Below are 26,476 nucleotides of genomic sequence, written 5' to 3'. Positions count from 1 at the left end.
ATAGGAGTATTATACATATATAAAGTTAGGAAGTGAAGTTATGCGACTTGAAAGAATGAGTTGGAAAGATTGCGAAGAATATTTTAAGGATCATGATATGGTGATACTTACAACGGGAAGTACCGAAAATCATGGAATCCACAATCCATTAGGAACAGATACTATGATTCCTAATAAGATTTTAGAACTAATTGAAAAACAAAGTGATGTATTGATTTGCCCAACCTTACCTTATGGGGATGCCGATTTTCATACTGAATACACGGGGACAATTTCAATCGGTAGTGATTTATTAGAAATGGTTATGAAAAGAATCAGTGATCGACTATATGATTGTGGTGCTCGACATTTTGTGTTCTTAAATGGACATGGAGGAAACACACATGCATTAAGTAAAGTATGTCGTCATTTATATAAGAAGGGAGCTGTGGGTACAATTTTTGACTGGTGGACTATTGCTGGAAAAATCAATCCAGAATGGGCCGGAGGCCATGGTGCAGGTCAGGAAACGGCAGCTATGTTGTATGTGGATGAAAGTCTAGTTCAAAAGGATAAGATTGAAGATTCAAATTTAAATCAGTTTACACCTCAATTAACAGCTTCTAATGCACAAACCGTGAACTTTAAAGGCGTGGATATTCCAGTTCCTAGAAGCAATCGCTTAAGCAGTGATAATGGCTGGTTTGGCAAGGATCATCCTAAATATGCAACGTATGAATGGGGTAAAGAAATGGTGGAAACAACGGCTGATTTTCTTGTGGAATATATGAAAGAATTTCAAAAGATGTAGTAATTCATTTCGAGTTGAACTATAATAAGTGTACAAATGGGGGACAAATATTTTTTGTCTCTTTTCTTTTCGTATGGAGGTTTTAATGGAAATCATTATTTTAATATTGTTAAGTATTGTGATTGTATGTTTGATTGTTTTGTTGATACAAAATAAGTCGAAAGAAGTAGAAACTTCGAATTCGGATTCTTTGATTCTACAAAAGAATTTTGAATATCTTTTAAAACAAGTACAGGATGTTCAAAAGAATCAGGCTACTTCAAAAGTGAGCTTAAATCAAATGGAAGAGTATTTATATCGTATGAATATGGTCATGACAAACACAAAACTTAGAGGAAACTGGGGAGAATATCAATTGGATATGCTTCTAAGTGTATATTGTGGTCAAAATCCATCTATCTATTCGATGCAGTATACTTTGCCAAATGGAAAGATTGCGGATTGTGCCTTTCATTTACCAGACACGAATAAAGTGTTGTGTATTGATTCAAAGTTTCCTATGGAAAATTATATGAATCTTCAGGAAGATATGGATACATATCTAAGACCTTTTAAGATGAATATGAAAAAACATATTGATGATGTAGCAAATAAATATATTAATATGGATACTATGCCTTATGCTTTATTGTTTGTGCCTAGTGAAGCAATTTATCAATTTGTTTGTGCTAAATGTGATGATTTATTTACATATGCCCTTCAAAAACATGTTATGTTGGTATCTCCAACTACACTTGTAGCGGAAGTGATGACTTTATTATCAAGTACAAAGGATTTTTATCGCACAAGCCATATGGAAGAAATCGAACGAAATATTTTGCTGCTGCAAGAGGATGCGAATCGTCTTGTAGAAAGAAGTATCAAGGCAGAAAAAACGTTGGAAACCTTGGCAACACAATTCCATGCGGTTTCTATTTCTGCACAAAAATTATCAAGTCGAATGACTAAGATGGGAGAAGACAAATGATTAGTACATTAAAAGGAAATATATCATTATTGGATTTTGATTTGATTGTTGATCCAACCAATCAACAAGTTTTACCAATGCAAGGAGTGAGCGCACAGATATTTTATCAGGCCGGAAGTGAAATGATGAAGGCTTGTCAGGCTTTAAATGGTTTAGAAGTCGGAAAAGCTAAGATGACAGAATCATTTAATTTGCCATGTAAAGCAGTTATTCATACGTGTGGCCCTCGTTATATAGATGGCGCTCATAATGAAGATGAATACTTGGCTGCATGTTATTGGAATAGTATGGCATTGGCTTATGATTATATGCGAAAAAATGATATGGAATCGATCAATATTGCCTTTCCATGTATTTCTACAGGTGTCAATGCATATCCAAATCATGAGGCTTGTGTAATTGCGATTCAAACCGTAAAACGATTAATGAACAAGTTTCCTGAGACAAAGGCTATTCATGTATGTTTTGTGTGTGATAAAACCGAAGATTATATGTTATATAAAGAGGCATTAAGACTACGATGAAATCCATGGTTGATTTATCCCATGAATTTTTAAAGCCAGTTCTTCATAAACAAGCAATATGTGTGGATGCGACATTAGGACAGGGAAAAGATACATATTTCTTTTTGTCGCAAAATGTGCATAAAGTCTATGGCTTCGAAATTCAAAGGGATGTTTTTGAAAGTACAAAAGAACAATTGGATGATCAAAAAACTTGTTTCTATAATGTTGGACATGAACATATGGAAGAATATATTCATGAAGAAGTGGATGCGATCATATTTAATTTTGGGTATTTTCCTCATGGTGATCATGGCATCACAACCCAATCTTCTTCAAGTGTAAGTGCAGTTAGACAAGCTTTAAAACTTTTAAAAGTAAAAGGAAGAATGGCGCTTGTGATGTATCCACATGAATCGGGACAAGAAGAAGCTAAATGTATGGAAGAGTTTTTAAAAACACAAACATCGATTCAGGTACAGAAAATACAAAATTTATTGGTGGATCATTGTCCATATCTATTATTAATTGAGAAAAGAAGATGATTTAGGTACTGTATATAGGTACCTTTTTCTGTTAAAATCATATAGAGAATTTTGAAATGAGGGAGTATATATGGAAGAAATAAAAGATACAGATTATTCATTAGAAGCGGTTCCAGAAAGTGCAAGAAAAGGGTTTCGAAGTATGTTTTTTGTCATGCTTGGATTTACCTTCTTTTCTGCAAGTATGAGTGTAGGAGCAAAACTAGGAAATGGTTTAGATTTTAGTGAATTTGTTTTAGCGTGTATCATTGGTGGAATTATTTTATCCATTTATTGTGGGATATTAGCCTATATAGGATCTGACACAGGACTAACAATGGATTTGCTTTGTCGAAAAGCTTTTGGTAAAAAAGGATCTTATTTATCAAGCTTAGTTCTAGGGTTTACACAAATTGGATGGTTTGGCGTTGGTGTAGCGATGTTTTCAATTCCAACAGCTCAACTTTTAGGTATCAATGAATGGGCATTGACAATCGCAGCTGGGTTATTGATGACTTTGACAGCTGCTACAGGTATGAAGGCATTAGAAGTCGTAAGTACGATATCTGTACCTTTAATTGTTGTATTGGGTGTTTATTCAATGGTTACTGCCACAACTGATGGTGGTGGTCTTGTGGCTGTGTTTGCACAATCGGCTGGAAAAATCAGTGTGTTTACAGGAATTGGATATGTGATTGGTTCCTTTATTTCTGGAGGGACAGCGACACCGAATTTTATTCGTTTTGCGAAAAATAATAAAATTGCGGTTTGGACTACAGTCATTGCGTTTTTTTTCGGGAATACATTAATGTTTTGTTTCGGTGCAATTGGAGGTGCTTTTACAGGCGCTGATGACATTTTCTATGTTATGATTGCACAAGGTTTGGCAATTCCTGCTATTATTGTTTTAGGAGCTAATATTTGGACAACAAATAATAACGCTCTTTATACAGGTGGTCTTGCGATTAGTAATATCACAAATATCCAAATGAAAATAACAACATGGATTGCAGGTGTTATTGGAACCATCTTATCCATTTGGTTGTATTACAATTTTACAGGTTGGCTTAACATACTGAATTGTGCTTTGCCGCCAATCGGAATTATTGTCATTCTAGATTTCTTTATGAAAAGAAAAAAATATAAAGACAATATGGATGTAGGTAATTTTAATAGTTTCAATATTGTTGGTGTTATTGTTGGAGCTATTGTTGCAAATATTCTTCCTTGGGGAATTGCAGCGGTAAATGCGATGGTTGTAGCATCAGTATGTTATTTTATAGGGTATATAAGAAAGAAAGAGGCATAAAATGTTAATAAAAAATGTGTGTATTGAAAATAATGAAGAATTAAAGTGTATCCGAATTGAAGATGGAAAATTCAAAGAAATAAGAAAAGATTTAGAACCATATGCACAAGAAGAAGTGATGGATCTAGAAGGAAAACTTGTCCTTCCTCCTTTTGTTGAATCTCATGTTCATTTAGATACTTGTTTGACAGCTGGTCAACCACATTGGAATATGTCGGGAACTTTATTTGAAGGTATTGAGCGTTGGGAAGAGCGTAAGGAATTTTTAACTAAAAAAGATGTAATGGATCGTGTGAATAAAGTCATTCGTATGCAGGCAAGTCATGGTGTTCAACATGTTCGTACGCATGTGGATATCAATGATCCAAATCTAACAGCTTTAGAAGCTATCTTGGAATTAAGAGAAGAAGTAAAGGATTTCATGAATATTCAAATTGTTGCGTTTCCTCAATATGGAATTTTGAGTTATCCAAAAGGAAAGGAATTGTTGGAAACAGCTTTGAAATTGGGGGCAGATGCAGCTGGAGCTATTCCTCACTTTGAATTTACGCGTGAATATTCGGTCGAATCTTTAAAAATTTGTTTTGAATTAGCACAAAAATATGGAAAGCTAATTGATATTCATTGTGATGAAATTGATGATGAAGCAAGTCGAGGACTTGAAACAGTTGCGACACTTGCTTATGAAACTGGTATGAAAGATCAGGTAACGGCAAGTCATACAACGGCAATGCATTCTTATAATAATGCGTATATGATTCGTTTGATGCGTATTTTAAAAATGTCAAATATTAACTTTGTAGCCAATCCTTGTGTGAATGTACATTTAGGTGGTCGTGCGGATACATATCCTAAACGTCGTGGATTAACACGAGTTAAAGAATTAACAGAAGCAGGATGCAATGTATCTTTTGGAACCGATGATATTTTTGATCCATGGAATCCAATGGGTAGTGGAAATATGCGTGATCCTGTTTTTATGGGAATCTATACTGGACATATGATGGGGTATGAAGAAATTTTAAATTCGTATAAATTTGTAACGACAAATGCAGCTAAAACTTTACACTTAGGGGATAGCTACGGAATTCAAGAAGGAAATCCAGCAAGTTTTGTGGTGATGGATGCAAAAAATTATCATGAAGCTTTAAATTTGGATGCTCCAGTATTAAAATCTTACAAAGATGGAAAATTGATCGCATCTTGTACACCGGCAACACGAAAGATTCTATTTTAAAAGGTCCTTATGGACCTTTTTTTCTTTTGCTTAATAATTTAGAAAGAGAAGAAGATGAATATCCGTATTATTGTTATGATAAAATTTAAGTAGAGATATCCGAATAGAAAAGAGGGGGACATGCATGTCTCTAACTATCTTTATCATAATAATCTTAGTATTCATCTTGTTAGAACTAGTTTCTATTAAAGATGAAATCAAAAAGAACAATGAACTTCTAATTAAATGTCTAAAGAAAAAAGAATAAGAGGCTAATTTAAAAAGCCTCTTATTTACTTTGTAGCATGAAATAATAGATTTCTGGTTTTGCCATAAAACGAAGATTTACGTGTGTGCATCCTACACCGGATGAAATGATGTATGGAAAGGCAAGACGTTTTGCGTAGGAACGATTCAGTGATTTTGCCCCATCTATCGATTTATATCCACCAAAAATAGGGAATGTGATTTGATTGCCATGAGAGTGTCCACATAATGCAAGGGATATTGATTTTGTGGATAATTCTTCATTAGTCAGTGTATCTGGCATGTGAGTGATGAGCAGATTGTATTGTTTGTCTGACGTTGAAATTTTACTTGGATCTGGAATATTTGATAATGCACTTAATGTAATGCCTTCCTCTTTTTTGTTTGTAAGAAGAATTGTTTCATTTTCTAATATTTCAAATTGTGCCTGATTTAAAATGGAACGAACTACGTCGCTGTTTGCATCATCCTTTTCACCTAAGACACAAAATTTACCTAGTGGAACATGCATCTTAGATAATTTATTGGTGATATAATCTATGTCTTCTTGAGTCATCTGACAGGTTTCATCAAATAGATCGCCACCAAAAATTAGAATGTCTGGATCTAAATGTTCAATTTTATTAAAGAGTTTATCGGCTCTTTTTTTATTTTCAAATTTACCATATTGCACATCCGTAAAATAAACAATGGATACATCATTCATTGAGGATGGAATTTTTTCATCTTTCAAGGTTTCATATTGTACGTTCAATTGTTCGGGTTCAACATTTTTTGCGATTTTCAAAGATCCTAGCATACTTAATACAATCGCAAATAATATGGCAATGATGATAAACATTTGTTTCTGTAACTTTGTCATGAAACTATTTTATCATAAAATAGAAAAGACATCACTAGGATGCCTTTGTTGCTCTTGGTTTTCTTGCATGGAAATTGTTCTTACGATTCTTTTGAAGTTCTTCCATTGTTTGTTTTGAATTCAAGATAACTGGAATTACAATCGGGTTTCGATGTGTCTTCTTGTATAAGAATGGTTCTAATGTAGAGCGTACACAGTTTTTGATTTCAGAGAAAGTGGTTTTTTCTTTCATCTTTTCCTGAAGAGAATTATTCACAATATATTCAGCTTCTTTGATCAATCCCTGTGAATCTTTAATGAAGACAAATCCACGTGATACGATAACTGGTCGCATTAAGATTTTGTTTTCTTTTGAATCGATAGCTAAGATAACGGCAACTAATCCATTATCAGCTAAGATACGACGATCTTTTAAAACGGCAGTGGATAATCCGGAAATATCATTTCCATCGACATAAATATCGTCACCTTGGTATCGCCAGTCACTTTGTAGTACTTTGTGATCTCTTAAAATTAAAATATCTCCATTTGCACATACAAAGATATTCTCTTTAGGAATACCTGTTTCCATTGCGGTTTGACGGTGTTGCATCAACATCTTATATTCACCATGAATTGGCATAAAATAGGTTGGACGAACTAACTGTAACATTAGTTTTTGTTCTTCTTTAGAAGCATGTCCTGTTGTATGCAAGTTATTTAAGATGGATTTTGTCAATACTGTAGCACCCGATCTAAATAAGTTATCAATAACGCGATTGACGCTTGATTGGTTTCCTGGAATTGGGTTGCTTGAGAATACGATTGTATCTCCAGGTTTTAAGTGAATAAAGCGGTGTGTACCATTCGCAATCCTTGATAGGGCAGCCAAAGGTTCACCCTGACTTCCTGTACAAATAATACAAACTTTATCATCTGGTGTATAAGCTAATTCTTCAGGACTTAAGAAGTCTGAATTTTTAACTTTGATTGTTCCCATCTTTCGTCCGATATCGACAACGTTTTCCATACTTCGACCAAATACGATTACTTTTCTACCAAATTTGGTAGCAGCTTCAATGATTTGGGCAACACGATGTACGTTGGATGCGAATGTCGCAACAATTAAACGCTTTTTTGTCTTACGCATAATGTCTTGGATTTCATTGGCAACTTTTCTTTCTGAAATAGAAAAGTCTTCAACTCCAGAATTTGTAGAATCTGACATTAATAAGTCTGGTTTTGTGACACCAATAAATGTCATTTTCTGGTAGTCTGCATTTGTTCCAACAGGAGTTAAGTCAAATTTGAAGTCACCTGTGTGGACAATAGATCCATTAGGACATGTGATATGTACACCTAAAGAATCGGGGATAGAGTGGATGGTATTGAAGAAACCAACTTTAAAGTATTTTGTTGAGATACTTGAGTTTTCATCAATTTCAATAATTTTTGTTTTTTCTAGTCCTTTATGTTCACTTAACTTTTTAAGAATCAAAGCCTTCGCAAAACGAGGTGCATAGATAGCATCAATTTGGACTTGTTTTAGTAAGAATGGAATTCCTCCAATATGATCCTCGTGACCATGGGTAATTACTAAAAACTTTCTTTTTTTGTTCATGCGAATCAAATGATGATAATCAGGAATTACATAGTCAACTCCTAATAGTTCATCACCTGGAAACAAAACGCCACAATCTACGATACAGATTTCATTTTCGTGTTCGTAGCAATACATATTTTTACCGACTTCGCCTAATCCCCCTAGGGCGTAAATCAAAGTATCACCTTTTTCAACGTGATTTTTTGCATGATATGGTTTTTTGTTCGATGCATGCCCAAACGCTTGTTCTTGTGTTTTTGGCATATTCGACCTCTTTCTATAATTTAATGACTCTATTGTTATTATAGCAAAGCTACGCGATTTAAAAAAGCAGAAGCTTAAATGACTTCTGCCTCATCATCACTTTTCCATGGATTATTGGCATCAATATGATCGTAGAAAAGAGTACCTGATAAGTGATCGATTTCGTGTTGAAGGCAAATTGCGAAATATCCTTCAGCTGAAATTGTTACATTTTTATCTTGAATCAAATCATAACCACGAACTTTAATTCTTGCATGACGGAAAACATGTCCTGGATGTTCGCCTTTTACGGATAAACAACCTTCTCCATTGTCTAAATATGCGTTTTGTACGGATTCGGAAATGATTTTAGGATTGACTAGTGCAACTTCATCTACACCATCTTCATAAGGAACCACAACCGCAATCATTTGTTTCAAAACACCAACTTGTACAGCTGCAATACCAACGGCAGGCTGTAAATCTTCGGCTTTAGCAATTTCATCATTTTGTGAATTACGCACATAATCTAACATGGCCTGTAAAAGTTCCCGATCCTCATTTGATAAAGGCAATTGAACAGGTTCACTTTGCATACGAATTCTTTCGTCTGTATCCAATATAATATCTTTGCTTGTTATTTTCATAGTAATCATCCTCGCAAACATTCTATAGCATTTTTGAATTATTGACAAATGATTTTTGAAAATATGCTAAAATAGAATTTATGATGGGGGGATTTACATGTCCGAACAAAAAAAGAAGGGAAAATTATCATTTTTCGCATTAGATCCAAAGTGTGATAAGTATATCAATTGGGCGGTGGCGCTTCTTTTGTTGATTGGAACATTTACGATTGTTTCAACCAATGTAGGAAAAACAACATATGCCCCTAACATTGTCCCAAAAGTAATTGTCAAACAAAGTATATTTTGCATATGTGGATATATTGCCATGTGGTTTATGAATCGCTTTTTTCGCTTTCGATGGTATTCAAAAATAGAATGGTTTATTGTTCCACTTTGTTTGTTCATAATGATACTTCCATTTGCGTTTCCAGAAATTGGAGGAAGCCATGCCTGGATTCAGATTGCCGGTATATCTTTGCAGCCAAGTGAATTCGCAAAACCATTATTGCTGATTATTTGTGCGACATGCTTGTATCGTGCAAAAAAGAAATCAATTATGTTAAAGGAAAAAGGTAGACTCTTTAAAAGGGCGTGGGCCGTATTTATTTGTGTATGTATCATTGTGCTTTGTCAAAAAGATACGGGAACCGCTGTTATCATTGGATTTATCTTTATATCTTGTATCATGATTCCAAAATATCCTGTTTTACAACATACACAACGAGTATTAAAAGTACTTATTTATGGAGGAATTGTTTTTGGTGTTGTTTTATTTGGATTTACAAATATAGGAAATGAAATCTTAAAACATACGTCATTTGCACATATTGCGGTGCGTGTTGAAAACTTCAAAGATCCATATAACGATGTTTATGGGGATGGATATCAACCAGCCAATTCTTTATATGGAATCGCAAGCTCCAATATTGTTGGAAAAGGTATTGGAAACTCGGCACGTAAATATGGTTATTTAACACAGGCTGATAATGACTATATTTTGGCTGTATTGATTGAAGAAACAGGTATCTTTGGTTTGTTTGGATTGGTTATTCTGTATGGAATTATTGAATTTCGCTTATTTTATTATGCCTTTAAAACAAATGAGAATATGTACAAAATAATATTAGGCGGCGCAGGCGTTTATCTATTTATGCACTTCTTTTTGAATGCTGGTGGTGTGGCTAGCCTGATTCCTTTTACCGGAGTACCCCTACTATTTATAAGTAGTGGAGGTACAAGCTTGATTTCAGTCATGTTGACAATGGGATTGGCACAAAACTGCATTTGTGCAATTCGAAGAAGGGAGATGGATCGATTATTATGAGAATTGTAGCGGGAAAATATGGGTCTAGATCATTAAAGAGTCCTAAAAATGATGCGACTAGACCGACACAAGATAAAATTAAAGGGGCCATCTTCTCAAGTTTGGGGAACATGTTTGCTGGTGGTAACTTTCTAGATTGTTACAGTGGAACTGGAAATATGGGGTTAGAAGCTGTGAGTCGCGGAATGGATCATGCGACTTTGGTGGACAATAATAAAGGGGCCATTTCTGTCATTAAAGAGAATGTAAAGAGTTTAAAGGCAGAAAAAGAGACCAAAATCATTTGTGGAAATATTTTTAGTGTATTGGAGCGTTTGACTTTAAAGTATGATGTAGTTTATATTGATCCTCCTTATGCGAAACAAGAAAATGAAAAGTTGATTCAAAAATTAGAGGATTTAGATATTGTAAAATCAGATGGAGTTATTGTGGTGGAAAGCCTGCAAGAAGAGGTGTGGCCAGAAAAAATAGCTTCATTCATAAAATATAAAGAGAAGACATATGGCATTACGCGTATTTCTTATTATCAAAAAGAGGAGAATGAAGAATGAAAATAGCAGCATTTTGCGGAACATTTGACCCAGTTACTTACGGTCATTTAGATATTATTGAAAGAGCGAGTAAGTTGTTTGATCAATTAGTGGTCTTTATTTCGCCAAACTCAGATAAAAATAATGAGTTTACAGAGGAAAAAAGATTAAAATGGTTGAATGAATCAACGAAGCACTTGTCAAACGTAACATGTAAGATTCAATCGGGATTAGTTGTCGAGGCATGCAAAAGTGTGAATGCGACTGTGCTGGTACGTGGAATTCGTAATGGTGTGGATTGTACATACGAGCAAAACATGGCGTTTATGAACGCAAGATTGAATGAGGACATTGAGACAGTATGTTTATTTACTCGTCCTGAATATAGTTTGTACTCAAGTTCAAACGTAAGAGAACTGTTTAAATATGGTCAGGACATTTCGGGATTTGTTCCTGCTTGTGTATTAGAAGATCTTAAAAAAGGAGAAGAATAAAATGGAAAAGTTTATTGATTGGTTAAAGGCAAATGGATATCAATATAAAGATGAAGATATTTATCTAGAAGCTTGTACCCACTCTTCGTATGCCAATGAACATCATCGTGAAATGGGAGACAATGAGCGCTTAGAATTTATGGGAGATTCTGTTTTACAAATTTGGAGTGCCACACAATTATTTTTGATGGAACCTAAAATGCGTGAAGGACAAATGACAACACTTCGTGCACAGACAGTGTGTGAATCTACATTAGCCGTATTGAATAGACAATTAGGATGGTATGAATTCTTGCGTCTAGGTGTTGGTGAAGAAAAAACGGGTGGACGCCATAGAGAAAGTATTTTGGCCGATCAATTTGAAGCTTGTATTGGAGCTATCTATATTGATCAGGGATATGCTGTTTGTGACGAGATTTTGACAAAATATATGAAGCCAGTATTTAAACAAGAAAAGAGTGAGGCTGTTACAGACTATAAAACACATTTACAAGAGGTGATTCAGGCAGATTCTAGAAAGACAATTCAATATAAATTGTTAGAAGAAAAAGGTCCAAGCAATGCACCAACCTTCACAATGGGTGTGTATTTAGATGATATTTTATTAGGTCAGGGAACGAGCAGCACAAAGAAAAAGGCGGAACAAAAAGCAGCTAAAGATGCTTTTGAAAAGATGGCAAAATAAAATGGAAGTATTTGAGAAATTACTAGATCCGGAATTATATGCGTATTTTAAAAATGCAACTTTTTATGAGAATCCTGTATTTCATACAGCGCATAAAATGGTTGATTTTTACATTGAGTTTGAGAATGTAATTCCTTTGGAAATTTATGAACAGATCATTACTAAGCTTCAGCTTTCTTTGCATGCTCATGTAAAGTTGCATATGCACACAAAGAATAGCGTTATTGAAATGGATGAACTGGATCGTTATGTAAATTATTTTGTGGAAAAATATAGTGATGTGAAGGATTTTCGCTTTCTACATCCTTATTTAGAAAATGATACAATCTGTTTTTCTACACGCGATGAGTCTCGTCTTGCTGCTTTAAATTTGGCTTTACCTTCATTAATGGAGAAGTTAGAGGATGTAGGGATTACGCAGGAAATTGTGTGTAAAAAAGTTGAGGATGATATTGAAATTGAAACGGCAAAGGTTCAAGTGAATGCACCTGTTGTGAAACAAGAGCCAGTAAAGAAGCAGTATCCTTCTTCAAATAGCTATAAGAAGGAATCAGCTACAACATATAAGATTGCAGATTTACGAGTGGGCTATTCAAATGTTCAAATTGAAGGACATATTTTCGATATTGATAATCGTGTTATGAAGAGTGGTAAAACTTTGCAGATGTTGTATATCAGTGATTACGATGATGCGATCGTTGCCAAACGTTTTGAAGGGGCAAAATGTCCTATTGAAGAGATTCAATCGGTAAAAAAAGGCATGCACGTTGTATTAACGGGTGAAGTTGTTTATGATTCATTCTCAAAGTGCGACTCGTTTATGGTTCGTAAATTAGAAATCACAAAGGAAAAGAAAAGAGAAGATCATGCGAAAGTAAAAAGAACAGAATGGCATGTTCACTCTAATTTTTCAGAAATGGATGGTGTTTGTGCAATCGAAGAATTTATTCAGACTGCCTATGACTGGGGGATGGATTCTATCGGTGTGTGTGATCACCAGGTCGTACAGGCATTTCCAATGGCACAACATAAGATTGAGGCTTTGGTCAAACAAGATCCGAATCGTGAATTTAAAATGTTGTATGGTTGTGAAATGCTTGTGGCAGATTCTAAATATCATATTGTATATAATAATGATCATCGCAAACTTGAAGATGCAACATTTGTCGTGTTTGACTTGGAAACAACGGGCCTTTCGAATACGCGTGATGAAATTATTGAATTTGGTGGGGTTAAAATCAAAAATCGTGAAGAGGTTGGGCGTTTACAGATGTTCATTAATCCAAAACGTACGATTCCTGCCCACATTTCAAATTTAACGCATATTACACAAAATGATGTAGATCGTGCAAAACCTATTGAAGACGCTTTAGATGAGTTGTTAGAATTTATTGGAGATTCTATTTTAGTAGCGCATAACGCAACGTTTGACGTTGGCTTTATGAATGCAGCTTGCAGAAAAACAGGTCGTGATGAACTGACAAATCCTGTGATTGATACATTGCCACTATCGTATGCGATGCTTCCGGATGATCAAAAGCGATTTAATCTAGGAAGTGTATGTCGTCATTATCGTGTGAGTTATGATGGTGAAGGTGCGCACCGTGCGGACTATGATGCGGATGTACTTTCTCAAGTCATGTATAATATGATGAATCAATTAGGACATGAAGCTACTTTAGATACATTAGTTGATATGGAAAGTGGATGTGAGAAATACGCTTCGAAAAAACCTTATGAGAGAAATCGTCCATATCATATGACGGTATTCGCAAAGAATAAGGATGGCTTAAAAGAATTGTTTGAATTGATTACTTTATCACATACACAATATTTGGTGAGTATGGGTAAAGAAAATGGTCAGCCTCGTATTATTAAGGAGGAAATCTCAAAGAAGTGGGATAACGGCAACTTATTAATTGGTTCTTCTTGTCAAAATGGTGAAATTTTTGAATTGGCGCATACGCGAAGTAAAAAAGAATTATTGGAAGCTATGGGCTTTTATGACTATATTGAGTTACAGCCATTAGAGTGTTATAAGAATTTATTGGATCGTGGAAGCATTACAGATGTGGATGATTTGAAGTGGTATTTGCAGTTTATCTATGATACCGCAAAAGAAGCGGGTAGGATGGTGATTGCTTCAAGTGATGCACACTATGTGAATCCTAATGAGAAACGTCTTCGTGATGTATATATAAATGCCAAGGCAATTGGTAATGCTAGACATCCTCTCTATATTTATAACAAGCAAGCGCGTAAAGCTACGAGCAATCCAAATCAGCATTTGTTGACGACAGATGAGATGTTGAAGGCATTTGAATGGATGGGTGAAGATGTAGCATATGAGGTTGTTGTGGAAAACACAAATAAATTGAAGTTATTAACAGAGCCTATTTTTCCAATCAAAGATAAGTTGTATCCACCTGACATTGAGGGGTCTGACCAAAAGCTGCGTGATATTTGTTTTGAAACAGCTCACCAATGGTATGGAAATGATTTGCCAGACATTGTAGAGAAACGTTTAACTCGTGAGTTAGATAGTATTATTGGTCATGGTTACTATGTAGTATATTATATTTCACACTTACTTGTTAAAAAGAGTAATGATGATGGATATCTTGTAGGTTCGCGTGGATCTGTAGGATCTAGTTTTGTTGCGACAATGTCCAATATTACTGAGGTAAACCCATTAACACCTCACTATGTATGTAAAAATTGTCAGCACTATGAGTTTTTAGAGGGGGACGAAGCTAAGTCTGGTTTTGATTTACCAGATAAGGTGTGTCCGGTTTGTGGTGAAATCATGCGTGGAGATGGTCAGGATATTCCGTTTGAAACATTCTTAGGTTTTGAGGGGGATAAAGTTCCCGATATCGATTTGAATTTTTCAGGTGAATATCAACCGAATGCCCATGCCTATACAAAAGAAGTATTTGGAGATGATCACGTCTTTAGAGCAGGTACTGTAGGTACGGTTCAGGAGAAGACGGCGTATGGTTATGTCAAAGGATATGAAGAAGAGATGGAGTGTGAGCCTTTTAATGAGGCAAAGCGTGTAGATTTGGCTAAGGGTTGTGAAGGTGTAAAAAGAACAACGGGTCAGCATCCGGGTGGTATTGTCGTTGTGCCATTGGATATGGATGTGCATGATTTTACGCCTGTTCAATATCCTGCAAACAATCCAAATGCGACTTGGAAAACAACACACTTCGATTTCCATCAGATTCATGATAATATCTTAAAATTTGATATTTTAGGTCATGTCGATCCTACGGCGATGAAAATGTTGGAGAGAATAACGGGGGTGAATGTTCGTCAGATTCCTATGAATGATCAGGCAACTATGGCTATATTCTCAACAACGGAATCACTAAAAATCGATACGACAAAATATAATGAAGTTACAGGAGCAGCGGGGATTCCTGAGTTTGGTACACCATTTGTTCGTGGTATTCTTGAACTTACAAAGCCTACAACGTTTGCGGAATTAGTCACAATTTCTGGTTTGTCTCATGGTACTGATGTTTGGTTGGGAAATGCCAAAGATCTAATTGATAATGGTACTTGTAAGTTGAATGAAGTTATTGGTTGTCGTGACGATATCATGGTTGATTTGATGGGGTATGGTGTTAAACCAAAATTATCATTTACGATCATGGAAAGTGTTCGTAAGGGTAAAGGTTTAAAAGATGAGTGGGTTACCGAAATGAAAGCGAACAATGTACCAGAATGGTTTATTGATTCTTGTACAAAAATTAAATACATGTTCCCTAAAGCCCATGCGGTTGCCTATGTAATGATGGCTGTGCGTATTGCGTGGTTTAAAGTGCATATGCCAGTACATTATTATTGTATGTATTTTAGTATTCGTTGTGATGCTTATGATGTGCAGACCATGATTCAGGGTGAGGCTGCAATTCGCCAAAGAATGGCGGATATCAAACATATGAAAGAGGATAAAACACAAAAACCAAGTGATAAAGAGTTAGCTATTTATGATACGTTAGAACTTGCTTTAGAGATGGTATTGCGTGGTTTTAGATTCTCGAATATTAGTATTAATCGTAGTGCAGCCACCGAATTTATTGTGGATCCAGATGATCCAAAAGCAATTATTCCGCCTTTCACAAGTATTGATGGCTTGGGTTCAAACGTAGGTTTGTCTGTCGTTAAGGCTAGAGACGAAAAACCATTTCTATCTAAGGAAGATGTATTGAAGCGTACACAGCTTTCAAAGACTTTAGTTGAAAAGTTAGCGGATATGAATGCTTTAGAGGGATTGGATGAAGAAAATCAGATGACACTGTTTTAGGCAGTGTCTTTTTTTGTGCACGTGTAAATTTTTATATTTATGTAATTATGTGGTAAAATATTTTACATTATTGGAGGAGAGTTATGAAAAAAAAAGGATATAATATAACACTTGGTATTTTCATTGGCTTGATTGCAGGTGTTATTGTTGGAATTATTATGCCGGAATGGGCAAATACCGCATTGAGCGTTGTTGCTTCCATATATATGTCGGCATTAAAAATGATGATTTTCCCACTTGTATTTACAAGTTTAGTGATGGGGATCATTGGCATTGGGGATATTGCCAAAACGGGTAAGGTAGGTTTACATGCCTTATTATGGTATACAGGTACAACAGCTTTAGCTTCGGGTCTAGGTTTGGTTTTGCCTCGCATGTTACATTTGGGTAAGAATGCGCATATTGTTGCGACAAAAACACAAGTGGAGGCTGCGACCTTTAATGGGTTGTTGGATACGTTACAGAATATTATTCCATCGAATCCAGTAGAGGCTTTCGCAACGGGAAATATGCTTCAAGTTCTTGCGTTTGCCGTGATTATTGGACTTGCATGTTTGGCTATTCAGGAAAAAGCGGACCCATTTATTAATTTGTGTGATTCGATTTATCAAATTTCTATTTTTATTATAAGTAAGATCATGTATGTGACTCCATTTGGGGTATTCGCATGTATCGCTACAGTTATGTATTCAAATGGTGTGGATACAATGCTTCAATTAGGACAGGTATTATTGGCGTTGTATATTACATTCTATTTATATGCGTTTATTATTTATGGTGGTATGGTCAAATTCTTTGGAAAATACAATCCAATTCAATTTTTTAAAGATATTGCACCAGCAGGATTGAATGCATTTGGAACTTGTTCAAGTAGTGCTACGATCCCTATTTCATTAAGGTGTGCAACAGAAAAGATTGGTATTCCTGAAGAAATCACTTCGTTGACTCTTCCTTTAGGAGCAACGATCAATATGGATGCTGTTTCGATTTTGATGTCATTTATGATTACATTCTTTGCGACAGCTTTAGGTATTGATTTAAGTATTGGAACAATGGTTACAGTACTTGCTTGTAACGTATTGTTAAGTATTGGTACTCCAGGCGTTCCAGGTGGTGCGATTGCTGCTTTTGCGGCTTTATGTCCAATTGCAGGAATTCCAACAAATCAAATCTTGGGTGTTTATATTTCTGTAAATACTTTGTGTGACATGGGAGCTACTTGTGTGAATGTCATTGGTGACTTGGCTTGTTCTACTGTTTTGAAACAAACTTTGCATTTTGATAAGAAAAAATAAATGAAGCCAAATAAAACAATCAGTGAATTTAAAGAGTTTATTGCCAAAGGCAATGTGATGGATATGGCTGTGGGTGTCATTATTGGTGGTGCCTTTGGGAAAATCGTTACTTCCTTGGCAAATGATATATTGATGCCGATTGTGGGTATTTTGATTGGTGGACTTGATTTTACAGGTTTAAAAATTCAAGTAGGCACAGCTACAATTACGTATGGTAATTTTATTCAAAATGTTGTGGACTTTTTAATTGTTGCGGCATGCATCTTTGCAATGCTGAAGTTGTTGCACATTTTAAAAAGACAACAAATGAACAACTTGATCAGGAAGAACCTAAAAAAGATGATACTGTTGTCTTATTAGAAGAGATTCGTGATTTGTTAAAGAAGATAGATAAAGTAAATTAAATATGTCACTAACAAGAGTATGCCGGCTTTTTTGCCGAGTACTCTTGTTTTTTTAGTGCAAATATAAAGGACAAGACCAATCAATATTGCGACAAAGGAATCGATGATAAAGTTAGGCTCAAAAGGTACGGGAGTAATAAGTGCACTAGAACCTACGACAAATAGGATATTAAAGATATTCGATCCTATGATGTTTCCAATCGCAATATCGGCGTTGCCTTTTTTGGCGGCCGTTACCGAAGTGACAAGTTCAGGTAAAGATGTTCCTAAGGCAACAATGGTTAGTCCGATAAATCTTTGGCTAACACCTAGTGAAATGGCAATGTTTGTGGCTGCATCTACCGCAAAGTTACTTCCAATCATTAAACATACCAGTCCGAGTGGAATAAATAATGGGTTTGTCTTTTTGATTTCTGCTTCTTCGATTTGATTTTTTGTCATTCTGAAAATGTAGTATAAGTAACCAAGGAAGAATAACCATAAGATAATACCATCAAAGCGTGAAATAGTATTGTTTATGCCTTGTAGAATGAGTACTAGTGTTACAAGCATCATAAATGGCATTTCATATTTGATTGTACTATTTTGAATATGTAATGGACGAATGAGTGCTGTAATGCCAAGAATGATTCCTACATTTAAAATATTACTTCCAACAACATTTCCGATTGTGATGGCCGCATTCGATTTTAAAGCAGCTGTAATAGAAACGAAGGCTTCTGGTAGACTCGTTCCCATCGCAACGATAGTAAGTCCAATAATCAGTTGGGGTATGCCAAAGCGTGATGCGATACTGCTTGATCCATCGACAAACCAATCGGCTCCTTTTAGTAGTAGAATAAATCCTAATACTAATAAAATTATGTTCATATAGTTCCTCCTGGACCAGATAAAATAAAAAGACTCTGGTCTTATGTACCAAAGTCTTGCCATTTCATCACAGTCCGGATTTAATATCGTATTGACGAAGCTGTAAACACATATATGTGCAGGCTACTCCCTTTATGGGCTTATTATACATATTTTGTGCAAGAAATTCTATATTTTAACGTAAAAATTTTTTAACAAATGCAAGTTTTCTAGAGAAACCTCCATTTATTTCGTATATGAGATAGGGGTGATGAAATCACATGAATAAATCAAAAGACAAAATTATGAAGGAGTTTTTAGAAAACAATGCCTATTTTGTCGACTTCTTTAATGCGTACTTCTTTGATGGAGAAAGAGTTCTTAAACCTGAAAACTGTATGGAACTCGATTCAAAGATGAATGATTCGAATATGGATCTAGAAAAGCATGTGGATGTGATTCGTAAGTACAATGATGGAAATCTTAATAGTGCATTCATTATTGAGAATCAAAGTTATGTGGATATGTCCATGGTTGTAAGAGCGGTCGTATATGAATATGTAGCTTATGAGCGAATGTTAAAGAAGTCGAAAAAGAATAAGTCGAAAGAAAAACTACCAATGGTGCACATTCTAGTATTCTATACAGGTGAAAGGCCTTGGAATGCAGCAAGACAGCTTTCTGAGCTAGTCGAGGTGGATGAAAGATTTGAATCCTATTTCCATGACTACAAAATGAATCTGATTGAAATCACAGGAAATACTTCATATAATTTTAATGAAGAAGACGTGTATAATCTATTCTACATATGTCGAAGTATTTATGATCAGTCTATTTATGAAGGAACGAGTAATCATTTTGGACTTGTGAAAAGCAGTGTGTTAAAAGTCGTCAAGACATTAACGGATGTAGAATGGTTGGATTTAGAAGAATTAGAGGAAAAGGAGGAAATTGAAATGTGTGAAGCTGAAAAGAGATGGCTGGAAGTAAAGTCAAAGGAATGGAAAGCTGAAGGAATTGAGTTAGGAATAAAACAAGGCATTGAACAGGGGTCGAATTGGGACAAGTTCTTTTGTACAAGACTATGACAAAGAATGGAATGAGTGTTAATGAGATTTCTAAGGTTTATTCAATATCTGTTGAGAGTCTAAAACGAGTATTAAGTGATTGATAAGAAGAGAAAAAATCTCTTTTTTTATTTTAAGCCTGTGATATAATAAGGTGAATTTGAAAGGATTGAGAAAATGGTATTTCTTTTATTAGTATTAGGTATGGTCCTTTTAATGAAGGGTGCAGACTTGTTTGTGGATGGCAGTGCAAGTGTGGCCCGTAAATTAAAAGTGCCTTCAGTTATTATTGGTTTGACAATTGTAGCACTTGGAACAAGCTTACCAGAAGCGAGTGTGAGTATTACGGCTGGCTTAATGGGCAGTAATGAAATTGCGATTTCAAATATTGTGGGTTCTAATATTTTCAACACGTTGGTTGTGGTTGGAACTAGTGCAGTGATTACTCCGTTTTTAATGGATAAGGATATTTTGAATCGTGATCTAAAACTCAATATTTTAGTGAGCATCTTACTTTCTATTTTTGTGTTAAATGGAATGTTGAATCGCTTTGAAGGAATTATCTTCTTGGTTGGTTTGGTATTGTTTATTTTAAACTTGATTCGTAGTGCTAAAAAGAATCGTGTTGAGGATGAGAAAGTTCAAACTTTATCGGGAATCAAATGCTTGATTTATATCGTGATTGGAGTTGCGTGTATTATTTGGGGTGGAGACATCACTGTAGATAGTGCAAAACAGATTGCAGCTATGCTTGGTATGAGTGATACGTTGATTGGTTTAACTGTCGTATCTATTGGAACTTCATTGCCTGAGTTAGTAACAAGTGTTGTTGCAGCAAGAAAAGGTGAGAGTGGTTTATCTTTAGGAAATGCGATTGGAAGTAACATAATGAATATTTTATTTATTTTGGGTGCTTCAAGTACAATCCATCCAATTGCGGCTACTTCACAGAATATTATTGATACTTTTGTCTTGATTGGTGTTTCTCTATTAATTTATGGTATTGCGAAAAAGGGAGATACAATGACAAGAAAAAAAGGGATCTTTGTGATCCTTGTATATGTCATTTATATGATTTATATTATTGTACGCTAGGTTTGTCCTAGCTTTTTTTCTTTCCTTGGGAAAGGATAGCTCGAATGGAATCGAAAAGAATAGGTTTATATTCTTCGATAGGAAGGGGTTGACTGTGAAGAATACTGTTGTAGCAAGTACTTCCTGTAAGTTCAACTATTAAGTAGAGTATGACTTCTGAATTTTCAAATTCATATCCATTTGCGGTCGCAATTTCGTTAAATTCTTTTATAAGATTGAAACTATCATTGTCGATTGCTGTATTTAATTGGGTATGGAACACGCCCCAAGATAGGTTTCTTTCAACGAATTTTAAGATCAATGGATTGTTTTCTAGTCGAATCAATACTTGATTAATCAAGAAGATAACTGAGTCTTCAAAATTACGAATATCATTCTTTTCTAATTGTTTGTGGGCTTCTTCAAATAGGCGATGTGCTTCTTTTTGAATTAGAATATCGCGTATTTGGTATTTATCTTTGAAATAAAGATAGAAAGTTCCTTTTGCGACTCCCGCGTTTTTTACAATATCATTAACAGAGACATTTGTGATGTCTTCTTTTGTGAATAGATTAAAGGCAGCCTGTAAGAGGTTGTTTTCTTTTATTTTCTTGTTTTCGATTATCTTACTTTTCATGCTTATCACCATCCTTATTATAAACAATAATTTAGAAAATACAAATAAAAATGACCGATTGAACATATTAAAACAATTGTATATTAGGAATTTTAAAAAAATAAAACAAAATATTGACTAGCGGTCAGTTTGGTACTATACTCTTCACGTAGTAAAGGAAAGGATAGAAAAAAAGGTGATTCGATATGGATAAGATGTCAAAATGGATAGTTAAATATCGTAATATGATTTTGGCTGTGGCCATTGTTCTTTTGATTCCAAGTGCAATTGGTTATTTCAATACAAATATTAATTACGATTTATTATCTTATTTACCTTCGACTTCAGAATCTATGAAAACACAAAAGATTCTTGGAGATGATTTTAACTTATCGAGTGTAGACTTCTTGGTTGTCAACAACAAGACAGATCAAGAGGCCGCAAAAATTAAGGAAGAGATCAATAAAATTGATGGAGTTGAAAAATGTATTTGGAGAGATGATGTATTAGATATCTCTGTTCCAAAACAGGCAATTCCAGAAAGCATTCAGGATATGCTATATTCTGGTGACAGTACAATGATGATTGTTACATTTAAAGAGCCAACATCGTCAATGCGTACAATGAATGCGATTAGTAAAATAAAAAAATATACAAAAGATGATTGTTACTTAGGTGGTATGTCAGCCATCAGTGAAGATACTAAAGATCAAACAGAACACGATACGCCAATCTATGCAGGTATTGCGGTTGTATTATGTATGATCGTATTGTTCTTAGGATTAGAGAGTACGATTGCTCTAGTTGTATTTATGTTAGGAATGATTTTCCCAATCGTTTATAACTTTGGTACAAACGTATTCTTAGGTGAAATTAGTTATATCACAAAGGCTTTGGCTGTTGTATTACAGTTAGCTGTAACATTGGATTATTCCATCTTCTTATTACATAGATATCAAGAAGAAAAACAAAAACTTCCAAATGAAGAAGCTATGGCTAAGGCTATCAAAGCTACGTTTACTTCAATTACTTCAAGTTCAATCACAACAATTGCTGGTTTCGTAGCCTTGTGTGTAATGCAGTTAACACTAGGTAGAGATATTGGTATCGTTATGGCCAAAGGTGTTGTTCTTGGTGTATTATCAACTATCTTCATTTTGCCAAGCTTGTTGATGTTCTTTGATAAGACGATTGAAAAGTACAAACATAAAACAATTTTGAATGAGTTACATAGAGTTCCTCGTTTTGTGATGCGTCACTATAAAAAGATTCTTGTTGCCTTCGTATTGATTTTCATTCCATTTGGATATGGTCAGGCACATACAAATGTCTATTATGATTTGATTTCTGGTATGCCAGGTGATTTTGCGAGTATCATTGGTACAAATCAGTTAAAAGATAAATTTGATATGACAACAACACATTTCGTTTTAGTGGATGACAAATTAACAACGAATGAAATTCAGAATATGTGTTCTGAAATCAAAGATTTAAAAGGAATTCATAACGTATTAGCGTATGAAGAATTTGTGGGTCCAGGACTTGCATCCAACTTTACTCCAAGTGTAGTAAAGGATATTTTCCAAAATGGTGGAAAGAAATTAATTGTTGTGAACAGTGATTATAAAGCTGCAACCGATGAATTAAATACACAGTTAGATAAAATGGATACCATCATTCATAAATATGATAAGAAGGGTATGATTGGTGGAGAAGGAAGTATGACACGTGATTTGATCACAACAACAAATACAGACTTTGCGATGGTTAACGTATTATCTGTCATTATGATCTTTATCATTGTTGCCTTAACATTTAAATCATTTGCACTTCCAGTCATCTTAGTACTAACCATTGAATTTGCGATCACAATCAATATGGGTATTCCATTCTTTACAGGAACTACACTTCCATTTATCGCAAATATGGTTATCGGAACTATTCAATTGGGTGCCACAGTAGACTATGCCATCTTAATGACAACGCGTTTTAAAGAAGAATTATCGCATGGTAAGAAGGTTAAGGAAGCGGCTTTGATTGCGATGGAAAAATCGAGTGTTTCCATTATGACAAGTGGATTCTCATTCTTTGCCGCATGTATCGGTGTAAGCTTTGTAGCTAAGATGGATTTAATTAAATCATTAGTTATCTTATTAGCGCGTGGTGCATTAATTTCAGTCGTAAGTATCTTATTAGTATTGCCTTCATTGTTGATTTTCTGCCACAAGTTCATTGAAAAGACGACAAAGAATTGGCCAGAATCAAACATGGAAGCGAAAGGAGAATAAATATGAATTTAAATCATACAGTAAAAGTAGTTGGTAGTGTATTGTTAAGTGCAGTTATGGCAGGAAGTATGATGCCTGTGACTGTATTTGCGCAAAGTAATGATGAAAATCCTACAGAAAAAACAGAAACTGTTTATTCTGTATTAAACTCAGATGGTTCCATCAGCGATACAATCGTATCTAGCTGGTTACATGATGAGGATGGAATTAATAATATTAAAGAAACTTTAAATTTAACAGATGTTAAGAACATTAAATCAAATGAAAAACCTTCAAAAGACGGAAATACATATACATGGAATGCGAAAGGTAATGACGTATATTATGAAGGAACAGCCACAAAACAACTTCCTGTGTCTGTTAAGATTCGTTATGAATTAGATGGTCAAGAAATGTCTGCAAAAGATATGGAAGGTAAGTCTGGTCATTTGAAATTAATGATTTCTTTCACAAATAACTATTCAGAAGTTAAAAATATCAATGGCAAATCCATTGTAATTCACCCTAGTTATTTAGCTGGTGGTATGTTGAATATGAGTACTGGCAAGTTCTCAAATGTGAAGTGTGAATCTGGTAAGATCGTAAATGACGGAACAAATGAAATGTTGGCATTTGCGAATATTCCAGGCTTGAATGAAACATTAAAATCTGCAGGTTTAGACAAAGTAAATAATCAATTGGGAATCAGTGATGATGTAACAGTAGAAGCGGATGTCAATGATTTTGATTTAGGATCTATCATGGTTGGTATGACAAATGAAATTGATTTGGCAAGTGAATTAGGTGAAATTGGTTCTGTATCTGAATTAACAGATGGCGTTAACCAACTAATTGAAGCCGACAATCAATTGATTGATGGATCAAAACAATTGTATGATGGAACAACTCAATTAAAAGAACAAGCTGCTCCATTAACAGGTTCATCTAATCAAGTAAGACAATTATCTGCAGGTGCTATCCAATTAAATGATGGTGTTAAAGCCTTACAAACAGGATTAACTGCTTATACAAATGGTGTGGATACTTTAGCTGCTGGAAGTCAACAATTATATGGAATTCCTCAAGGTGTATCTCAAATTCAAACTGGAGTTTCAGGTAACTTAGGTCAAGGAAAAACTAATTTATTAGATGGTGCAACTCAATTAAATGAAGGTTTAAAACAATTAGAAGCACAAGTAAACACATTAAATCCAAATGAACTAGATACTATGCAGAGCCAAATCCAAACTGCCATGAATACTTTAGGTGGTATGCAAAAAACTATCACTGATGATAGTGCGACATTAGGTGATTTAAGTAATAGTCTTAATACTGCTTCAGATGCAATTACAGACATTACCAAATATAATGAGGACTTGAAATCTGATGTGGAAACATTAAAAAAAGATGTGTCTGATTTAAAAGACCAGATTTCAAATAAAAACAAAGAAATTGATGAAAAAAATAATGAAATTAAAGAACAAATTAAATTAATAAATGATCAAATAAATAAGATTAATCAAGCTACTAAAGATGCTAATAGCAATATTGATACTGCATATACAACTGCAGTTAATGCATTGAATGAAGCAAAATCAGCAACTGATAATGTTGAAAAGCAGGGAGAAATTCAAGCTGCTATTGATAAATTGCAGCAAAATAAGCCTTCTGCTGGATCTGATGTATTAGCAAGTTTGATTCCAGAAAGCTTTACTGTTAGTGATATTGATAATCTAGATCAATACGTTAAAAATGTAGAAAAAGATCAAAATAACATTTCAGAATTAGTAAATAAATTAGTTGGTACAACTTCAAGTGTAACATCAGGTTTAAAAGATGCTCAAAAAACATTAGTTGGTGAAGATGGTAAAGGTGGCTTGAAAAAAGATTTAAGTGATGCGCAAGGTACATTAAGTAAAATGGATGCATTATTGAGCCAATATACTGATCCAAGTACTCCAACGGTGAAAAATGCTAAAAACTTCAAAGAGTTGGTAACTGGTTTACAAGCTGCTGCTAAGAAATTATCTGCAGGTTCTGAAGGAATCTTAGGTGGAGTTCAACAAGTCAATGCTGGATTAACTCAACTTCAAAAGAAATCAGAGGCTGGAATTACTCAAGTAGCTGAGGGAAGTAAAACATTATCTTCAAATAGTGCTACATTAAATGGTGGTGCTAGTGCATTATCACAAGCAACAGGAACACTTGCTGGACAAAGTGGAACATTCAATGAAATGGCTGATGGATTAGATACATTAGGTAAGGCATTTGAAACATTGAATTCAGGTGCTAAAGAATTATACGAAGGTAACGAAAAATTCAAGTCTGAAGGATTGGATCAATTAAAAGAAAAGGTTGATTTAGGTGTTGGAGAACTTGAAACATTACAAAGTGTAATGGATGAAATCAAAGCTATGAATAAAGAATATGCTTCATACTCTGGTGCTCCAGAAGGTGCTACAGTAACGAGTCGTTATGTATTCCGTACTAAGGAAGAAAGTTCTAAATAGTTTATAAAGGTATTCTTCGGAATGCCTTAGTAGTTACGCATGAAAAATAAAATGGCTTAAATAAACAAAATCGGAAACTCTATTAAAGAATTTCCGATTTTTTTTATGGGTTGAGAAGGCAATATTAAAAACATCGACAGATTAGCGTTTCTTT

Annotated in this window: 23 protein-coding genes; 18 read left to right on the top strand and 5 right to left on the bottom strand. The window is 34.7% G+C overall.

Annotated features, from left to right (window positions below; translation table 11 throughout):
• Positions 1-40 precede the first annotated feature (40 nt).
• The 6 genes from FYJ55_RS01895 to codA all read left to right on the top strand — a co-directional run bounded on the left by FYJ55_RS01895 (position 41) and on the right by codA (position 5,330).
• Complete coding sequence (locus FYJ55_RS01895; RefSeq protein WP_154555394.1) at positions 41-790, top strand: creatininase family protein; 750 nt, start codon at positions 41-43, stop codon at positions 788-790.
• Positions 791-875: 85 nt separating this feature from the next.
• Positions 876-1,757: a DNA recombination protein RmuC gene (gene rmuC / locus FYJ55_RS01890; protein ID WP_154555393.1), complete on the top strand. Its 882-nt coding sequence runs from the start codon at positions 876-878 to the stop codon at positions 1,755-1,757.
• On the top strand, positions 1,754-2,281 hold the full coding sequence (locus FYJ55_RS01885; protein ID WP_154555392.1) for a macro domain-containing protein: 528 nt from the start codon (positions 1,754-1,756) through the stop codon (positions 2,279-2,281). Before rmuC ends, FYJ55_RS01885 begins: the two co-directional genes overlap by 4 nt.
• Positions 2,278-2,805, top strand: a complete 528-nt coding sequence (locus tag FYJ55_RS01880; protein WP_154555391.1) for a tRNA (mnm(5)s(2)U34)-methyltransferase — start codon at positions 2,278-2,280, stop codon at positions 2,803-2,805. Before FYJ55_RS01885 ends, FYJ55_RS01880 begins: the two co-directional genes overlap by 4 nt.
• A gap of 70 nt (positions 2,806-2,875) precedes the next feature.
• The gene (gene codB / locus FYJ55_RS01875; protein WP_154555390.1) at positions 2,876-4,093 is read left to right on the top strand and encodes a cytosine permease; all 1,218 of its coding nucleotides are present in this window, start codon (positions 2,876-2,878) and stop codon (positions 4,091-4,093) included.
• A gap of 1 nt (position 4,094) precedes the next feature.
• Positions 4,095-5,330, top strand: coding sequence for a cytosine deaminase (gene codA / locus FYJ55_RS01870; RefSeq protein ID WP_154555389.1), 1,236 nt, complete (start codon positions 4,095-4,097; stop codon positions 5,328-5,330).
• A 268-nt stretch (positions 5,331-5,598) separates the two neighbouring features.
• On the opposite strand, the gene FYJ55_RS01865 is transcribed toward codA, so the two are convergent.
• The 3 genes from FYJ55_RS01865 to def all read right to left on the bottom strand — a co-directional run bounded on the left by FYJ55_RS01865 (position 5,599) and on the right by def (position 8,910).
• The gene (locus FYJ55_RS01865) at positions 5,599-6,438 is read right to left on the bottom strand and encodes a metallophosphoesterase (RefSeq protein WP_154555388.1); all 840 of its coding nucleotides are present in this window, start codon (positions 6,436-6,438) and stop codon (positions 5,599-5,601) included.
• A 34-nt stretch (positions 6,439-6,472) separates the two neighbouring features.
• On the bottom strand, positions 6,473-8,284 hold the full coding sequence (locus FYJ55_RS01860; RefSeq protein ID WP_154555387.1) for a ribonuclease J: 1,812 nt from the start codon (positions 8,282-8,284) through the stop codon (positions 6,473-6,475).
• 74 nt (positions 8,285-8,358) lie between these two features.
• Complete coding sequence (def, locus tag FYJ55_RS01855; RefSeq protein WP_154555386.1) at positions 8,359-8,910, bottom strand: peptide deformylase; 552 nt, start codon at positions 8,908-8,910, stop codon at positions 8,359-8,361.
• Positions 8,911-9,007: 97 nt separating this feature from the next.
• Between def and FYJ55_RS01850 the strand changes: the two genes are divergently transcribed.
• The 7 genes from FYJ55_RS01850 (at position 9,008) to mscL (ending at position 17,895) form a co-directional block, all read left to right on the top strand.
• Entirely contained in the window at positions 9,008-10,216 is a 1,209-nt protein-coding gene (locus FYJ55_RS01850; protein WP_154555385.1) for an FtsW/RodA/SpoVE family cell cycle protein, read from the top strand.
• Positions 10,213-10,767, top strand: a complete 555-nt coding sequence (gene rsmD / locus FYJ55_RS01845) for a 16S rRNA (guanine(966)-N(2))-methyltransferase RsmD (RefSeq protein ID WP_154555384.1) — start codon at positions 10,213-10,215, stop codon at positions 10,765-10,767. Before FYJ55_RS01850 ends, rsmD begins: the two co-directional genes overlap by 4 nt.
• On the top strand, positions 10,764-11,240 hold the full coding sequence (gene coaD, locus FYJ55_RS01840) for a pantetheine-phosphate adenylyltransferase (protein ID WP_118114671.1): 477 nt from the start codon (positions 10,764-10,766) through the stop codon (positions 11,238-11,240). Before rsmD ends, coaD begins: the two co-directional genes overlap by 4 nt.
• A gap of 1 nt (position 11,241) precedes the next feature.
• Entirely contained in the window at positions 11,242-11,925 is a 684-nt protein-coding gene (gene rnc, locus FYJ55_RS01835) for a ribonuclease III (RefSeq protein ID WP_117924560.1), read from the top strand.
• Between the two features lies 1 nt (position 11,926).
• Positions 11,927-16,240, top strand: a complete 4,314-nt coding sequence (locus tag FYJ55_RS01830) for a PolC-type DNA polymerase III (protein ID WP_229771029.1) — start codon at positions 11,927-11,929, stop codon at positions 16,238-16,240.
• An 83-nt stretch (positions 16,241-16,323) separates the two neighbouring features.
• Positions 16,324-17,535: a dicarboxylate/amino acid:cation symporter gene (locus FYJ55_RS01825; protein ID WP_154555382.1), complete on the top strand. Its 1,212-nt coding sequence runs from the start codon at positions 16,324-16,326 to the stop codon at positions 17,533-17,535.
• On the top strand, positions 17,536-17,895 hold the full coding sequence (gene mscL, locus FYJ55_RS01820; protein ID WP_154555381.1) for a large conductance mechanosensitive channel protein MscL: 360 nt from the start codon (positions 17,536-17,538) through the stop codon (positions 17,893-17,895).
• Between the two features lie 17 nt (positions 17,896-17,912).
• On the opposite strand, the gene FYJ55_RS01815 is transcribed toward mscL, so the two are convergent.
• Positions 17,913-18,809 carry a calcium/sodium antiporter gene (locus tag FYJ55_RS01815; protein WP_154555380.1) on the bottom strand — a complete coding sequence of 299 codons (897 nt, stop codon included), beginning with the start codon at positions 18,807-18,809 and terminating at the stop codon, positions 17,913-17,915.
• A 260-nt stretch (positions 18,810-19,069) separates the two neighbouring features.
• On the opposite strand from FYJ55_RS01815, the gene FYJ55_RS01810 reads away from it, so the two are divergent.
• The 3 genes from FYJ55_RS01810 to FYJ55_RS01800 all read left to right on the top strand — a co-directional run bounded on the left by FYJ55_RS01810 (position 19,070) and on the right by FYJ55_RS01800 (position 20,950).
• Positions 19,070-19,876: an Rpn family recombination-promoting nuclease/putative transposase gene (locus FYJ55_RS01810; RefSeq protein WP_154555379.1), complete on the top strand. Its 807-nt coding sequence runs from the start codon at positions 19,070-19,072 to the stop codon at positions 19,874-19,876.
• Positions 19,873-19,959 (top strand): hypothetical protein, encoded by an 87-nt coding sequence (locus FYJ55_RS11445; protein WP_407651011.1) that lies wholly within the window; start codon positions 19,873-19,875, stop codon positions 19,957-19,959. Before FYJ55_RS01810 ends, FYJ55_RS11445 begins: the two co-directional genes overlap by 4 nt.
• 73 nt (positions 19,960-20,032) lie before the next feature.
• Complete coding sequence (locus FYJ55_RS01800; RefSeq protein WP_154555377.1) at positions 20,033-20,950, top strand: calcium/sodium antiporter; 918 nt, start codon at positions 20,033-20,035, stop codon at positions 20,948-20,950.
• Positions 20,951-20,957: 7 nt separating this feature from the next.
• On the opposite strand, the gene FYJ55_RS01795 is transcribed toward FYJ55_RS01800, so the two are convergent.
• Positions 20,958-21,566, bottom strand: a complete 609-nt coding sequence (locus tag FYJ55_RS01795) for a TetR/AcrR family transcriptional regulator (protein WP_229771028.1) — start codon at positions 21,564-21,566, stop codon at positions 20,958-20,960.
• Between the two features lie 185 nt (positions 21,567-21,751).
• Between FYJ55_RS01795 and FYJ55_RS01790 the strand changes: the two genes are divergently transcribed.
• Together FYJ55_RS01790 and FYJ55_RS01785 are read left to right on the top strand one after the other, a co-directional pair.
• Entirely contained in the window at positions 21,752-23,833 is a 2,082-nt protein-coding gene (locus tag FYJ55_RS01790; protein ID WP_154555375.1) for an efflux RND transporter permease subunit, read from the top strand.
• A 2-nt stretch (positions 23,834-23,835) separates the two neighbouring features.
• Complete coding sequence (locus tag FYJ55_RS01785) at positions 23,836-26,322, top strand: YhgE/Pip domain-containing protein (protein ID WP_154555374.1); 2,487 nt, start codon at positions 23,836-23,838, stop codon at positions 26,320-26,322.
• Positions 26,323-26,476: the final 154 nt, after the last annotated feature.

Origin of the sequence: Holdemanella porci (genome assembly GCF_009696075.1) — a bacterium.
Lineage (GTDB): Bacteria > Bacillota_I > Bacilli_A > Erysipelotrichales > Erysipelotrichaceae > Holdemanella > Holdemanella porci.
The sequence above is the reverse complement of the archived record's forward strand: the minus strand, read 5'-3'. Positions and strand labels throughout refer to the sequence as shown.

What these genes read in the sequence shown, in the direction of transcription:
- FYJ55_RS01810 (WP_154555379.1), top strand. Translation starts at nt 19,070, where the DNA reads ATGAATAAATCAAAAGACAAAATTATGAAGGAGTTTTTAGAAAACAAT.
- FYJ55_RS01815 (WP_154555380.1), bottom strand. Translation starts at nt 18,809, where the DNA reads ATGAACATAATTTTATTAGTATTAGGATTTATTCTACTACTAAAAGGA.
- rmuC (WP_154555393.1), top strand. Translation starts at nt 876, where the DNA reads ATGGAAATCATTATTTTAATATTGTTAAGTATTGTGATTGTATGTTTG.
- FYJ55_RS01885 (WP_154555392.1), top strand. Translation starts at nt 1,754, where the DNA reads ATGATTAGTACATTAAAAGGAAATATATCATTATTGGATTTTGATTTG.
- def (WP_154555386.1), bottom strand. Translation starts at nt 8,910, where the DNA reads ATGAAAATAACAAGCAAAGATATTATATTGGATACAGACGAAAGAATT.
- FYJ55_RS01825 (WP_154555382.1), top strand. Translation starts at nt 16,324, where the DNA reads ATGAAAAAAAAAGGATATAATATAACACTTGGTATTTTCATTGGCTTG.
- FYJ55_RS01785 (WP_154555374.1), top strand. Translation starts at nt 23,836, where the DNA reads ATGAATTTAAATCATACAGTAAAAGTAGTTGGTAGTGTATTGTTAAGT.
- FYJ55_RS01795 (WP_229771028.1), bottom strand. Translation starts at nt 21,566, where the DNA reads ATGAAAAGTAAGATAATCGAAAACAAGAAAATAAAAGAAAACAACCTC.
- codA (WP_154555389.1), top strand. Translation starts at nt 4,095, where the DNA reads ATGTTAATAAAAAATGTGTGTATTGAAAATAATGAAGAATTAAAGTGT.
- FYJ55_RS01865 (WP_154555388.1), bottom strand. Translation starts at nt 6,438, where the DNA reads ATGACAAAGTTACAGAAACAAATGTTTATCATCATTGCCATATTATTT.
- rnc (WP_117924560.1), top strand. Translation starts at nt 11,242, where the DNA reads ATGGAAAAGTTTATTGATTGGTTAAAGGCAAATGGATATCAATATAAA.
- FYJ55_RS01800 (WP_154555377.1), top strand. Translation starts at nt 20,033, where the DNA reads ATGGTATTTCTTTTATTAGTATTAGGTATGGTCCTTTTAATGAAGGGT.
- mscL (WP_154555381.1), top strand. Translation starts at nt 17,536, where the DNA reads ATGAAGCCAAATAAAACAATCAGTGAATTTAAAGAGTTTATTGCCAAA.
- FYJ55_RS01830 (WP_229771029.1), top strand. Translation starts at nt 11,927, where the DNA reads ATGGAAGTATTTGAGAAATTACTAGATCCGGAATTATATGCGTATTTT.
- FYJ55_RS01880 (WP_154555391.1), top strand. Translation starts at nt 2,278, where the DNA reads ATGAAATCCATGGTTGATTTATCCCATGAATTTTTAAAGCCAGTTCTT.
- FYJ55_RS01860 (WP_154555387.1), bottom strand. Translation starts at nt 8,284, where the DNA reads ATGCCAAAAACACAAGAACAAGCGTTTGGGCATGCATCGAACAAAAAA.
- FYJ55_RS01850 (WP_154555385.1), top strand. Translation starts at nt 9,008, where the DNA reads ATGTCCGAACAAAAAAAGAAGGGAAAATTATCATTTTTCGCATTAGAT.
- coaD (WP_118114671.1), top strand. Translation starts at nt 10,764, where the DNA reads ATGAAAATAGCAGCATTTTGCGGAACATTTGACCCAGTTACTTACGGT.
- FYJ55_RS01895 (WP_154555394.1), top strand. Translation starts at nt 41, where the DNA reads ATGCGACTTGAAAGAATGAGTTGGAAAGATTGCGAAGAATATTTTAAG.
- codB (WP_154555390.1), top strand. Translation starts at nt 2,876, where the DNA reads ATGGAAGAAATAAAAGATACAGATTATTCATTAGAAGCGGTTCCAGAA.
- FYJ55_RS01790 (WP_154555375.1), top strand. Translation starts at nt 21,752, where the DNA reads ATGGATAAGATGTCAAAATGGATAGTTAAATATCGTAATATGATTTTG.
- FYJ55_RS11445 (WP_407651011.1), top strand. Translation starts at nt 19,873, where the DNA reads ATGACAAAGAATGGAATGAGTGTTAATGAGATTTCTAAGGTTTATTCA.
- rsmD (WP_154555384.1), top strand. Translation starts at nt 10,213, where the DNA reads ATGAGAATTGTAGCGGGAAAATATGGGTCTAGATCATTAAAGAGTCCT.